Here is an 11,833-nt window from a genome sequence, read left to right on the forward strand (position 1 = left end):
ATTGGCATGAACACTGCTTACATGGAGTCACAAGCCACCTTTTTTGTGACCCTGACTCCATGAACTTCAAGCGTCTGCTGGCCGTCTGCGCCGCCTCCCTGACCACCGCCTTCACCGCCCAAGCCGCGGTCGTGACCGCCTCCAGCACCACGCCGACCGCCATCTGCGACCGCTGCGTCGTGACCTCCACGCTGAACGTCGACACCCGCGGCACGCTGAGCGACGTCAACGTCTCGATCGTCGACCTGCGCCACACCTATGACGCCGACCTGGCGATCTGGCTGATCGCGCCGACCGGCACCACCGTCCAGCTGTTCAACCGCCGCGGCGGATCGGCCGACAACTTCTTCAACACCGTCTTCGACGATGCGGCGACCACCGCCGTCGCCAATGGCGCCGCGCCGTTCACCGGCAGCTTCCGCGCGGAAGAACTGCTGTCGGCCTTCAACGGCCAGGACGCCTTCGGCACCTGGACGCTGCGCGTGGCCGACCTGGCCGGCGCCGACGTCGGCGTGATCAACAACTGGAACGTGCAGCTGACGACCGTGCCGGAGCCGGGTTCGCTGGCGCTGGCCGGGCTGGCGCTGGTCGGCCTGGGCATGGCGCGCCGCCGCAAGGCAGCCTGAGGCCGGCGGGCGAGCGCCCGCCAGCGACCGTCATCGGGCGCCGCTCGACGACCGGAACGATGAACGAAAGGGCCCGCGGGCCCTTTTTTCATGCGTGACGGGGTGGGCGCCGAGGGCGCCAGCGCTCAGCCCAGCGCCGCGAACGCGTCCCGCGTCAGGTTCTCGGGCGCGCCGCTGTGGCGGCAGGCGACATCGTCTTCGATGCGCACGCCGCCGAAGGCGCTGAGGTGCTTGACCAGCGCCCAGTCCACCTGCGCCGCCGCGGGCGTCGCGCGCAGCTTGTCCAGCAGCATCGGGATGAAGTACAGCCCCGGCTCGATCGTCACCACCATGCCGGGCTGCAGCATGCGCGTCAGCCGCAAGTAGGGGTGACCGTCGGGCTTGGGGATCGTGCCGCCGTCCTCGCCGGCCATGAAGCCGCCGATGTCGTGCACCTGCAGGCCGAGCAGGTGGCCGATGCCATGCGGCAGGAAGGTCGAGGTCACGCCCTGCGCGAGCATCGCGTCCTCGTCCATCCGCACGATGCCCAGCTGCCGCAGCACGCCGGCGATCTCGCGGTGCGAGGCCAGGTGGATGTCGCGGTAGTCGACGCCCGCGCGCACGCGATCGACCAGGCGCAGCTGCGCGGCCTCCATCGCGTCGACCAGCGCCTGGAAGCTGGCGTCGCCGTTGCCGGTGGTGCGGGTGATGTCCGAGGCATACCCGCAGCTGTGCGCGCCCGCGTCGATCAGCAGCGACAGCGACTGCGCCGGCGCCCGCTGGTCCTGGTACTGGTAATGCAGCACCGCGGCGTGCTGGTTCAGCGCGACGATGTTGCCGTAGGGCAGGTCGCGCTCGGCCAGGCCGCAGGCCCGGAGGTAGGCGGCATGGATCGCCGCCTCCGACCGGCCTTCGCGGAAGGCGCGCTGCGCGGCCAGGTGCGCCGTCGCGCCCAGCGTCGACGCCTCGCGCAGGCGCAGCAGCTCGTAGCCGGTCTTCACCGCGCGCGCGTGATGCAGCGGGTTCAGCACCTCGGGCGGGTTGTTCGGGACGATGTCGCCCAGCGCCGCGTCGGCCTCGCCGACGATCGCCAGCTCGCCCGGCAGCTGCAGGTAGGGCAGCGCCTCACCGGGGGTGCGCACGACGATCATTTCGAAGTGCTCCACCCAGAAGCCGCTCGGCGCCTCGGGCGGCACATGCCAGTAGTCCTCGGGCTGGACGTAGACCAGCCGGGGCCGGTGGCCGGGACGGATCACCAGCCAGCTGTCCGGATGGCGGATCAGCGGCACCCACAGCTTGAAGTGGGGATTGGGCTGGAAGACGTAGGGCCGGTCGTCGAGGAAGGCGAACTTCTCGACACCGGACGCGATCAGCAGCGCGTCGTAGCCACCGCGCTGGAGCGCGTGTTCGGTGCGACGCTGCTGCTCGGCGAGGTGGGCCACATACAGCGCATCCAGCGTGTCGGCGGTCGGGCGGACGGGGGAATCGACGGCATTCATGCGCGCGGATTCTCCCAGACCACTCCCATCTCGGTCAGCATCGCGTCCAGCCGCACGTCGTTCGGCTGGGCGGTCAGCGTCGGCTGGAAGCCGTGGCTGAAACCGACGCCCACGGCCTGCGGCCGGGGCTGGATCTGCGCGATGGTGCGCAGCATGAAGCCGCCGCCGTAGCCCATGCGGATGCCGCCCGGGCCGTAGCCCAGGCAGGGCAGCAGCAGGAGTTCGGGCTCGAAGGCCTCGGTGTCCTTGGGCTTGGTGATGCCGGTCGCGTCCTCTTCCATCGGGCAGCCGGGATACCAGACGTGGAAGCGCAGGCGCCCCTGCTCGCGATCGACGACGGGCAGGCCGATGCGGCGTTCGGGATCGACCTCGCTCCAGCGGTACAGCGCCGGCAGCGGATCGAATTCGCCCTTGATCGGCCAGTACGCCGCAATGCGCTTTTCCTTGCGTCCCACCAGCCACACGCGCAGCACGCCCTGCACCAGGTCCGCGAGTTCCAGGCGGCCCGGCAGGTCCAGGCGCTCGCGGATCAGGCGCTCGCGCAGCGCCTGGCGGTCTTCGGAAATCGGCAGCTTGTCGTTCGGATCCATCCGGCCCCTTCGCGTTGCCCAGCGGGACCGACGGGCCCCGGAGCCGGCCATTGTGGCCGCGCCGGACGCGGGTTGCTAGAGTCGCCGCCATGGCACGAGGCACCACCACCACGGGAACCGTCCGGCGCGTCGCCGGCGCGGGCAGCGATTTCGCCAACCACTGCATGGAGCTGCTGGCGCCGCTCGGGCCGGTGCTGGCGCGGCGGATGTTCGGGGGCTTCGGGCTCTATGTCGACGACCTGTTTCTGGCCATCATCAGCCGCGACGAGCTCTACCTGAAGGCGGACGCCGTCAGCCAGCCGCGCTACCTCGAGGCCGGCTGCGAGCCCTTCCGGTACGCGAAGACTGGCAAGGACGGGCGACAGGAGGTCGCCAGCCTGAATTACTTCCGGCCGCCGGAGGAGACGCTGGAGTCGCCGGCGCTGATGCTGCCCTGGGGGCGGCTGGCGATGGAGTCGGCCTTGCGCTCGGCCAATGCGAAGCCGAAGGCCAGCACGCCGAAGAAGAGCGCCGGCACCACCGCCGAGCCCAGCACCGACAGGAAGCTGAAACCGGTCAAGGCCACGGCTCCGGCGCTCAAGCGTTCGCCAGGCGCTGGCCGAACAGCTGCCCGAAAGAAGGCAGCCGGCTGACGCGCCGCGCGCGCTGGGCGGCGCAGGCCTGCGGCGGCACCATCAGCTGGAAGCGGGCGGTCGGCCAGGCTTCCACGACCAGTTCGGTGCCGCTGGCCACTTCCAGGGTCTCGCCGGCCGACAGCCAGAAGTCCTGGGCCGGCAGGTTCAGGTCGCCGCGCTGCGTCACCCAGACGCGCCCGTCGAGCACATGCAGCTCGCGGCGGCCCGGGCCGATCGGCAGGCTCATCGCCTCGCCCGCGGACAACGCCCACGCGGCATCGTCGCGGCTGACCTGGATTGATGACTTTTGCATGACGTTCATGATCGGCTCCCCGTCCGCCGGGCGGCCCGCGCACCTGGCGGCGTTCCTCGTGGACATGGAGGGATATTAGGGTTGCCCCGCATGCCGGTCCAATGAGTCTTCGCGCGTCGATTGATACCATCCGCGCATGAATCCGCCTCGACATCGCCCGCTCGCCGTCGGTCCGCTGCGCGCCTTCGAGGCGGTGGCCCGGCGCCTGAGCTTCAGCGCCGCCGCCGACGAGCTCTACCTGACCCAGTCCGCCATCAGCCGCCAGATCCGGTCGCTGGAGGAGGAACTCGGCGCCACGCTCTTCCTGCGTGGCACCCGCCATGTCGAGCTGGCGCCGGACGGCAAGCTGCTGCTGGCGGCGGTCGAGCCGATGCTGGAGCGGCTGGACAGCACCGTGCGCCAGATCCGCTCGACGCGCGGCCGACGCGTGGTCAACGTCACCACCTTCGCCTCGTTCGCGTCGCTGTGGTTGATCCCGCGCCTGGAGGCCTTCCAGCGCGAGCATCCGGACATGGACATCCGCGTGTCCGCGCTCGACCAGCTGGTCGAGATCGACGACAGCGAGTTCGACGTCGCGCTGCGTTATGCCGCGCCCAACCGGGTGGCGCCGTCGGCGCAGCGGATGTTCGGCGAGATGCTCACGCCGGTGGTCAACCCCTGGGTCGCGAAGCAGGCGCAGGAGGGCCAGGGCCCGCCGCTGGGCCAGGCGGCCGACCTGCGCCAGTACACGCTGGCCGAGGAGGACGACCAGCGCCCCAGCGGCCTGTTCCTGAGCTGGCGGCGCTGGCTGGCGCTGCACGGCGCGCCCGACCTGCAGCCGCGGCGCTGGATGTACCTGAACTTCACCTACCAGCAGATCCAGGCCGCGGTCTCGGGCCAGGCGGTCGCGCTGGCGCGGCTGCCGCTGATCTACGAGGCGCTGGAGCGCGGCGAGCTGGTCGAGCCTTTCGGCGCGGCCGGCCGTACCGACTGCCCGACGGTCTACTGGCTCATGATGTCGGCGCACGGGCGACAGCGGCCCGAGGTCGTCGAGTTCGCGCGCTGGATCGGCGAGCAGTCGGCGCTCACCCGGCGCGCGATCGGCGAGCCCGATCCGCCCGTGGACGAGCACTCGGGCTGAGCGCCGCGCCGCCTCAGGGCGCGAGCACCTCGCGCTCGGTCACGACGACGGTCATCGCCTGGTCGTGCGGCTGCACCTCGAAGCTGGCTTCGCAGCAACTCCAGGCCAGGCCGATCGTCGTGACGCCGGGATGCGCCTCCAGCCAGCGGTCGAAATAACCGCCGCCATAGCCGAGCCGGAACCCCTCGCGCGTGTAGCCCAGGCAGGGCACCAGCAGCACCTCGGGCACGAGCACCGGGCCGGTGGCGCTGGGGATGCCGCATTCGTCCTTGAGCGTGGGCGGGGTGCCGTCCCAGCGCCGGAACTCCATCGCCGCCGGCCCGCGGTCGCCGGCCTTGCGGGCGAACGGCAACGCCAGTTGCATCGCCCCGCCGAGCTTGTGCGTCGCGGCCCAGGCCGCTGCGTTAAATTCACCCTCCAGCGGCCAGTACAGGCCGAGGCTCAGCGGCTCGAGCTGGCGCAGCAGCGGAAGCAGCTGCTCGTCCAGCTTGTCGGCGGCGAGACGGGCCTCGGCGCCGGCCGACCATTCGCGGCGGCGCGCCAGCAAGGCGCGGCGCAATTCGCTTCGCTCATGGGGCCAGGTCTTGCCGGCGATGCCGGCGGCGTCGGGGGCCGTGGGGGAATCATTCATCGCAGTCGGTCATGAAGTTCGCTCGAATCACTGTAACCGCCCTCGCCTCCGCCACCCTGGGCGCGCTCTGCGCCTGGACGGCCCTCCCCGCCGTCGCGCAGTCGACGATGCCCTTCGCCGTCGTGCCCAATCCGCCACCGCCGCTGCCGGACCTGGTGACCGACGCCCGCGAGGCCTGGCGTACCCGTGACCGCTCGCGGCTGGCCGCGATGCGGCAGGTCGCCTTCGACCAGCAGCACCCGCTCGCGCCCTGGTTCGACTACTGGGAGCTGAACGCCCGGCTGGCCGACGCGCAGCAGCCCGAGATCACCGCCTTCTACGCCCGCTGGCCCGGCAGCTACGTCGAGGACCGCCTGCGCAACGACTGGCTGCTCGAACTGGGCCACCGGCGCGACTGGGCCAACTTCCGTCGCGACCTGGCCGGCTACAAGATGCAGGACGACCGCGAGGTCGTCTGCTACACGCTGCTGGCCGACCCGCCGGCGCGCGAGCTCCGCGAGGCGGCGCGCACCGCCTGGCTGGCGCAGCGCGACGCCGACGAGGGCTGCAACATGCTGGCCGCGACGCTGCACGAGAACGGCCAGTTCAAGGACTCGGATGTCTGGCGCAAGCTGCGGCTGGTCGTCGAGACCAACAAGCCGCGCGCCGTGAAGCAGGCCGCGGCGCTGCTGTCCAAGGCCGACCAGGACGCGATCGCCGAGCTGATGGACAAGCCCGACCGCTACCTCCAGCGCAAGGCCGCCGCGTCCCCGCGCGCCCGGGCGGAGCTGACGCTGCTGGCGCTGATGCGGCTGCTCGCCACCGACTACGACAAGGCCGAAGACGACGTTCGCCGCTGGGCGCCGAAGCTGCCCAATGACCTGTCCGCCTGGCTGTGGGCCCAGTACGGCCGGCAGGCCGCGCTGCGGCTGAAGGACGAGGCCAACGACCACTTCGAACGCGCGCTGAAGTTGCAGGCGCGACTGGGCGGGCCGCTCGAATGGAGCGACGACACGGTGAACTGGATCGCCCGCGCCGCGCTGCGCGGCGACGCCGGCGCCAGCCGGCCGGAGCAGCTGGTGGCGGCGATCGCGCTGATGAAGCCGTCGGACCAGAAGGACATCACCTGGCAGTACTGGCGCGCCAAGGCCCAGCAGCAGCTCGCGGCGAACGGCCCCGCCGGCGACGCCCAGCGTCGCGAGGCCCTGGAGTCACTGCGCGCGATTGCGTCGCCGCTGAGCTTCTACGGCAAGCTCGCCGCGGACGAGCTCAAGCTGCGCCTGCCGCTGCCGCCCTCGCCGGCCGAGCTGAGCGCGCAGGAGCGGGCGCAGGCGCTGGCCAATCCCGGCATCCAGCGCGCGCTGCAGCTGCTGGCGGTGGGCCTGCGCAGCGAGGGCCAGCGCGAGTGGAACTTCAGCCTGCGCGGCCTGTCCGACCGCGAACTGCTCGCCGTCGCGCAGACCGCCTGCGAGCGCGAGCTCTGGGAGCGCTGCATCCAGACCAGCGAACGCACCCGCACCGAGATCGACCTGGCCCAGCGCTTCCCCATGCCCTATCGCGCCGACGTGCTCCGGCAGTCCACCGCGGTGGGCCTGGACCCGGCCTATGTCTACGGGCTGATCCGCCAGGAGTCGCGCTTCATGATGGACGCGCGCTCGCATGTCGGCGCCGGCGGCCTGATGCAGGTGATGCCGGCGACCGCCAAGTGGACGGCCAGGAAACTGGGCGTCGAATTCCGGCCCGACATGCTGCACGACCGCGACACCAACCTGCGCCTGGGCACCGGCTACCTCAAGCTGGTGATGGACAGCTTCGACGGTTCGCAGGCGATGGCGGCCGCCGCCTACAACGCCGGACCGAACCGCCCGCGGCGCTGGCGCGAGGGGCCGCAGCTCGACGCCGCCATCTGGACCGAGAACATCCCGATCTGGGAGACCCGTGACTATGTGCGCAAGGTGCTGTCCAACGCGACGATCTATGCCCAGCTGATGGGCCGCGAGGGCGGCACGCAGCTGCGCGACCGGCTCGGGCGCGTCATCGGCCCGGCCGCGGCGTCGGCGCCGGACATCCCGGCCAACGGCACCACGGCGGGCGCGCCCGCCGGCACCAACTGACCCCGCGGCGCCGGCTCCCCGCCGGCGCCGTCCTCCTCCACGCGAAGGGACTCCCGCATGCAATTGATCGTCGGCAACAAGAACTACTCGTCCTGGTCGATGCGCCCCTGGGTGCTCATGAAGGGCCTGGGCATCGATTTCCAGGAGCGCGTGCTGCGCTTCGACTTCACGCCGGATTCGGCCTTCTACCGCGAAGTCGGCGCGGCGACGCCGACCGGCAAGGTGCCGGTGCTGGTCGACGAAGGTTTGGCGGTGTGGGATTCGCTGGCCATCGTCGAGTACCTGGCCGAGCGCTTCCCCGACAAGGGCATCTGGCCGAGCGATCCGCGCCAGCGCGCCCGCGCGCGCAGCCTGTGCGCCGAGATGCACAGCGGCTTCGGCCAGCTGCGCGGCCTGTGCGTGATGAACATCGACGCCGACCTGAGCACGGTGGGGCCGCGGCTGCTGGCCTCCGAGGCCGGCCTGCGCAAGGACCTGGCGCGCATCGTCGAGCTGTGGACGGACGCGCTCGCCCAAAGCGGCGGCCCCTTCCTGTTCGGCGCGTTCGGCGCGGCGGATGCGTTCTTCGCGCCGGTCGTGATGCGGGTGACGCGCTACGCCTTGCCGGTGCCGGAGGCGCTCAAGGGCTACCTGGCGCGCGTGGAGGCGGCCCCCGGCGTGCGCGAGTGGATCGCCGACGCGATCGCGGAGAAGGATTTCCTGGACTTCGAGGAGCCCTATCGCGACGTCAGCGGACCGGTGCCGGTGCTCAAGGCCTGACACGCCCGCCGACCCGCCCGCCCCATGAAAAACCGCTTCCGGTCACCTGTGCGGGCAGGCGGCGGGAAGCGGCGAGGTGGACCGCCGGGATCAGTGATCGCGGCGGCGGCGGACCAGGAAGCCGGCGGCCAGCAAGCCGCCGAGCATCATGGCCTGGTTCTGGGACTCGGACACGAACGACGGCAGCACCTGGTCCGCGCCGTCCTGTTCATTGACATCCGGCAGCTGGGCCGGTGCCGACTGGCTTTGCGAGACGAAACTCGTCTCGGCGGCCACATGGACGGCCTTCGCGTCCGTGACCGGGGATTCCTGCGCTTGAGCGGCCAGACCAATTCCGCCCAGCAAGAGGAGGAGAACAGACTTCATTCATAAACTCCCTACTGCTTGCCCGACCTGCCTGGCTACAACTGTCTCTCTCGGTAGCTGGTCTGTTTGAACAGACACTGGTGTGCAGGTGGCATTGGTGAATATACGGAGACACAGCCTAAATGAGCACCCCACACCTTGGGGATGCTGCGCCGCAACATGAGTGATCAGATGTATCTCGTCGGGGGTGCCGTCCGGGACGCCCTGCTGGGCCTGCCGGTCCAGGACCGTGATTGGGTGGTGGTCGGAGCCACGCCCAAGTCCTTGATCGACAAGGGATTTCAGCCCGTCGGCAAGGATTTCCCGGTGTTCCTGCACCCCGTGACCCATGAAGAGGTGGCACTGGCCCGGACCGAGCGCAAGACCGGATCCGGATACCACGGTTTCCAGTTCCACACCGACCCCGACGTCACCCTCGAACAGGACCTAGCCCGACGCGACCTGACGATCAACGCGATGGCCCGGGCCGAAGACGGTTCGCTGATCGACCCCTATGGCGGCCAGCGGGATCTCGCGGCGCGGATCCTGCGCCACGTGTCGCCGGCCTTCGCCGAGGATCCGGTGCGGATCCTGCGCCTGGCCCGCTTCGCGGCGCGCTTCGGGGACTTCTCGGTCGCGCCGGAAACCATGGCGCTGATGCGCGACATGGTGGATGCCGGCGAGGCCGACGCGCTGGTCGCCGAACGCGTCTGGCAGGAGCTCTCCCGGGGGCTGATGGAGCGGCATCCGGCGCGGATGATCGAGATCCTGCGCGATTGCGGCGCGCTGGCGCGCATCGCGCCGGAGTTGGCGCGGCTGTTCGGGGTCCCGCAGCCCGAGGCGCATCACCCGGAGATCGACACCGGCGCCCACCTGCTGCTGGTGCTGGCGGAATGCGCGCGCGTCGACGCACCGCTGCCGGTGCGTTACGCCTCGCTGTGCCACGACCTGGGCAAGGGCACGACGCCCGAGGCCGAATGGCCCCGCCACCTGAAGCACGAGGCGCGCGGCGTGGCCCTGGCGGCCGCGTTGTCGCAGCGCTGGCGCGTGCCGTCGGACTGCAAGGAACTGGCCGAGCTGGTGGCGCGCGAGCACACGCATGTCCACCAGAGCCTGGACTTCAGCGCCGAGGCGCGCCTGCGCCTGATCGAGCGTTGCGATGCGCTGCGCCGGCCGGAGCGCTTCGCACAGCTGCTGCTGGCCTGCGAGTGCGATGCGCGCGGCCGTGCCGGCCTGCAGGACCGCGCCTACCCGCAGCGCACCGCGCTGCTGCACGACCTGAAGGCGGTGCAGTCGGTCGACCAGTCGGCGATTTCAGCAGCGGCGTTGGCGGCCGGCAAGCAAGGGCCGGCGATCGGGCAGGCGATCCACGCGGCGCGGCTGGCCGCGCTCAGAGCGTGTGAGACCGATCGCCCGCGCTGAACCCCAGCGCGTCGAAGCCCTCGCCCGGCGCGAAGCCGATCACCTTGAACAGCTCGCCCATCTCGTGCTCGGCGATCAGCCGGTGGGCCATGCCGCGCTGCGCCAGCGTGGCCTGGCCCATCAGGTCGACCAGGCCGCAGTTGATCAGGAAGTTGGCCTGGCTCGTGTAGCCCAGCACCGTCAGCCCCGCGTCCTGGCCCGCCAGCGCGATGCCGGTGAAGTTCACGTGCGCGGTGATGTCCTTCTGCCCCGGCAGCGCCAGCGGATCGGGATCGGCCCGGTGCAGGTGGTGGCACATCAGCGTGCCGCCGGTGCGCTGCGGGTGGTAGTACTCCGACTCCGGGAAACCGTAGTCGATGAAGAACGCCGCGCCGCGCTTGAGGCGCTCCGCCAGCGTGCGCACGAAGGCCTCGGCCTGCGGGTGGATCTCGGTCACCGTGCCCGGCAGGAAGCCGGCATCCTCCTCGGGCGGGAGCGGCGGGCGCGCGTCGCCGGCGCGGTCGACGAACACCAGCCCGCCCTGCCCGTCCAGGCCCACGCCGCGCCGCAGCCACTGCCGGCCGTCCCAGCGCACCAGGTCGACCGGGATCGCGTCCAGCAGCTCGTTGGCCACCATCACGCCGTGGATCTCGTCGGGCCAGCGGTCCAGCCATTCGACCCGCGGCGCGAAGCGCGCCAGCCGCTCGGCCTGGCGCTCGCGCAGGCTGCCGGACAGGTCGACGATGAAGTACTTCGTCACCGGCTGCCCCAGGACGTCCAGCGCCTCCAGCAGCTGCTCGGCCAGCGCGCCGCTGCCGGCGCCGAACTCGATCACCGTGTCGGTGCCGCTGACCGCCAGCGCCTGCGCGACCTGCCGCGCCAGCGCGCGGCCGAACAGCGGCGACAGCTCCGGCGCCGTCACGAAGTCCGAGCCCTGCTGCGGCATCGTGCCGAACTTGCGGCGCGCGTTGGCGTAGTAGCCCAGCCCCGGCGCGTACAGCGCCAGGCTCATGTAGCGGTCGAAGGGCAGCCAGCCGCCGGCGGCGGCGATCTCGTCGCGCAGCAGGGCGGTCATGGCCGGATCCGTTGCGTGGGACGCCGGGGAAGCCGGCGCGCCATGCGCCGCGGACGCCGCGCCATTCAGGCCGGCGGAGTCGGGAGTCTTGGAAGTCATGTGTCGATCCTGGGAAGCCGGGGCTCGCCGCGCTGGGCCAGCCATGCTTCGAATTCGTCAGCCGGCATCGCGGTGGCGATGACCTCGCCCTGCAGCTCGTCGCAGCCCCATTCGGCCAGCAGATGCCATTGCCGCGCGTTGCGCACGCCCTCGGCGCCGATGCGCAGGCCCAGGCCCTTGGCCATCTGCACCACCGCGCGGGTGATCGCCGCGGCGCCGGCGTCGTCCGGCAGCACGGCGACGAAGCTCTGGTCGATCTTCAGCTTGTCCAGCGGCAGCCGCGTCAGCTGGTTCAGCGCGGTGTAGCCGGTGCCGAAGTCGTCGATCGAGATCTCCAGCCCCTGCGAGCGCAGCGTCTGCAGCAGCTCGGGCAGGCGGTCGATCTCGTCGGTCAGCATGCGCTCGGTCAGCTCGAGCTCCAGCCACTCGCCGGGCACGCCGGCCGTCTTCAGCACATGGGCGACCGACTTGGAGAAGCTGGCCAGCCGGAACTGCATGCTGGACAGGTTGACGGCGATGGGCACCGGCGCGACGCCGCGCTCGTGCCAGGCGCGCGCCTGCCGGGCGGCCTCGTACATCACCCACTCGCCCAGCGGCAGCATCAGCCGATGCCGCTCGGCCACGACGATGAAGGCGTCCGGCGTCAGCAGCCCGCGTTGCGGATGCCGCCAGCGCAGCAGCGCCTCGGC

13 protein-coding genes are annotated in these 11,833 nt (G+C 71.2%); 6 read left to right on the top strand and 7 right to left on the bottom strand.

Going from position 1 to position 11,833, the window contains the following annotated elements; translation table 11 throughout:
• Window positions 1-59: 59 nt before the first annotated feature.
• Entirely contained in the window at window positions 60-626 is a 567-nt protein-coding gene (locus tag FUT87_RS00795) for a proprotein convertase P-domain-containing protein (protein ID WP_186830294.1), read from the top strand.
• A 125-nt stretch (window positions 627-751) separates the two neighbouring features.
• On the opposite strand, the gene pepQ is transcribed toward FUT87_RS00795, so the two are convergent.
• The gene (gene pepQ, locus FUT87_RS00800; protein WP_147239765.1) at window positions 752-2,104 is read right to left on the bottom strand and encodes a Xaa-Pro dipeptidase; all 1,353 of its coding nucleotides are present in this window, start codon (window positions 2,102-2,104) and stop codon (window positions 752-754) included.
• Window positions 2,101-2,694 (bottom strand): 5-formyltetrahydrofolate cyclo-ligase, encoded by a 594-nt coding sequence (locus FUT87_RS00805; protein WP_091727809.1) that lies wholly within the window; start codon window positions 2,692-2,694, stop codon window positions 2,101-2,103. Before FUT87_RS00805 ends, pepQ begins: the two co-directional genes overlap by 4 nt.
• An 89-nt stretch (window positions 2,695-2,783) precedes the next feature.
• Here FUT87_RS00805 and FUT87_RS00810 point away from each other — a divergent pair, with 89 nt between their 5' ends.
• Window positions 2,784-3,326, top strand: a complete 543-nt coding sequence (locus tag FUT87_RS00810) for a TfoX/Sxy family protein (protein ID WP_255488871.1) — start codon at window positions 2,784-2,786, stop codon at window positions 3,324-3,326.
• Here the strand turns inward: FUT87_RS00810 and FUT87_RS00815 are convergent.
• The gene (locus FUT87_RS00815; protein ID WP_175538354.1) at window positions 3,271-3,630 is read right to left on the bottom strand and encodes a DUF2917 domain-containing protein; all 360 of its coding nucleotides are present in this window, start codon (window positions 3,628-3,630) and stop codon (window positions 3,271-3,273) included. The two genes, FUT87_RS00810 and FUT87_RS00815, sit on opposite strands and share 56 nt — an antisense overlap.
• 127 nt (window positions 3,631-3,757) lie before the next feature.
• Between FUT87_RS00815 and FUT87_RS00820 the strand changes: the two genes are divergently transcribed.
• On the top strand, window positions 3,758-4,741 hold the full coding sequence (locus tag FUT87_RS00820; RefSeq protein ID WP_147239767.1) for a LysR family transcriptional regulator: 984 nt from the start codon (window positions 3,758-3,760) through the stop codon (window positions 4,739-4,741).
• A gap of 13 nt (window positions 4,742-4,754) precedes the next feature.
• Here FUT87_RS00820 and FUT87_RS00825 read toward each other — a convergent pair whose 3' ends face one another.
• On the bottom strand, window positions 4,755-5,372 hold the full coding sequence (locus tag FUT87_RS00825; protein ID WP_147239768.1) for a 5-formyltetrahydrofolate cyclo-ligase: 618 nt from the start codon (window positions 5,370-5,372) through the stop codon (window positions 4,755-4,757).
• Between the two features lie 11 nt (window positions 5,373-5,383).
• On the opposite strand from FUT87_RS00825, the gene FUT87_RS00830 reads away from it, so the two are divergent.
• On the top strand, window positions 5,384-7,465 hold the full coding sequence (locus tag FUT87_RS00830) for a lytic transglycosylase domain-containing protein (protein WP_147239769.1): 2,082 nt from the start codon (window positions 5,384-5,386) through the stop codon (window positions 7,463-7,465).
• A 57-nt stretch (window positions 7,466-7,522) separates the two neighbouring features.
• The gene (locus tag FUT87_RS00835; RefSeq protein ID WP_147239770.1) at window positions 7,523-8,224 is read left to right on the top strand and encodes a glutathione S-transferase family protein; all 702 of its coding nucleotides are present in this window, start codon (window positions 7,523-7,525) and stop codon (window positions 8,222-8,224) included.
• A gap of 90 nt (window positions 8,225-8,314) precedes the next feature.
• Here FUT87_RS00835 and FUT87_RS00840 read toward each other — a convergent pair whose 3' ends face one another.
• Window positions 8,315-8,590, bottom strand: coding sequence for a hypothetical protein (locus tag FUT87_RS00840; protein ID WP_147239771.1), 276 nt, complete (start codon window positions 8,588-8,590; stop codon window positions 8,315-8,317).
• A 159-nt stretch (window positions 8,591-8,749) separates the two neighbouring features.
• On the opposite strand from FUT87_RS00840, the gene FUT87_RS00845 reads away from it, so the two are divergent.
• Complete coding sequence (locus FUT87_RS00845; protein WP_147239772.1) at window positions 8,750-9,991, top strand: multifunctional CCA addition/repair protein; 1,242 nt, start codon at window positions 8,750-8,752, stop codon at window positions 9,989-9,991.
• On the opposite strand, the gene FUT87_RS00850 is transcribed toward FUT87_RS00845, so the two are convergent.
• Together FUT87_RS00850 and FUT87_RS00855 are read right to left on the bottom strand one after the other, a co-directional pair.
• Entirely contained in the window at window positions 9,960-11,045 is a 1,086-nt protein-coding gene (locus FUT87_RS00850; RefSeq protein WP_147239776.1) for a class I SAM-dependent methyltransferase, read from the bottom strand. The genes FUT87_RS00845 and FUT87_RS00850 overlap by 32 nt on opposite strands.
• Before the next feature lie 95 nt (window positions 11,046-11,140).
• Window positions 11,141-11,833 (bottom strand): EAL domain-containing protein (locus FUT87_RS00855; RefSeq protein ID WP_147239773.1); only part of this gene is annotated, 693 nt, incomplete at its 5' end.

This window comes from Mitsuaria sp. TWR114, from assembly GCF_007997345.1.

Coding starts and splice junctions, on each gene's coding strand:
- FUT87_RS00795 (WP_186830294.1), top strand. CDS start 60: ATGAACTTCAAGCGTCTGCTGGCCGTCTGCGCCGCCTCCCTGACCACC.
- pepQ (WP_147239765.1), bottom strand. CDS start 2,104: ATGAATGCCGTCGATTCCCCCGTCCGCCCGACCGCCGACACGCTGGAT.
- FUT87_RS00805 (WP_091727809.1), bottom strand. CDS start 2,694: ATGGATCCGAACGACAAGCTGCCGATTTCCGAAGACCGCCAGGCGCTG.
- FUT87_RS00810 (WP_255488871.1), top strand. CDS start 2,784: ATGGCACGAGGCACCACCACCACGGGAACCGTCCGGCGCGTCGCCGGC.
- FUT87_RS00815 (WP_175538354.1), bottom strand. CDS start 3,630: ATGAACGTCATGCAAAAGTCATCAATCCAGGTCAGCCGCGACGATGCC.
- FUT87_RS00820 (WP_147239767.1), top strand. CDS start 3,758: ATGAATCCGCCTCGACATCGCCCGCTCGCCGTCGGTCCGCTGCGCGCC.
- FUT87_RS00825 (WP_147239768.1), bottom strand. CDS start 5,372: ATGAATGATTCCCCCACGGCCCCCGACGCCGCCGGCATCGCCGGCAAG.
- FUT87_RS00830 (WP_147239769.1), top strand. CDS start 5,384: ATGAAGTTCGCTCGAATCACTGTAACCGCCCTCGCCTCCGCCACCCTG.
- FUT87_RS00835 (WP_147239770.1), top strand. CDS start 7,523: ATGCAATTGATCGTCGGCAACAAGAACTACTCGTCCTGGTCGATGCGC.
- FUT87_RS00840 (WP_147239771.1), bottom strand. CDS start 8,590: ATGAAGTCTGTTCTCCTCCTCTTGCTGGGCGGAATTGGTCTGGCCGCT.
- FUT87_RS00845 (WP_147239772.1), top strand. CDS start 8,750: ATGAGTGATCAGATGTATCTCGTCGGGGGTGCCGTCCGGGACGCCCTG.
- FUT87_RS00850 (WP_147239776.1), bottom strand. CDS start 11,045: ATGACCGCCCTGCTGCGCGACGAGATCGCCGCCGCCGGCGGCTGGCTG.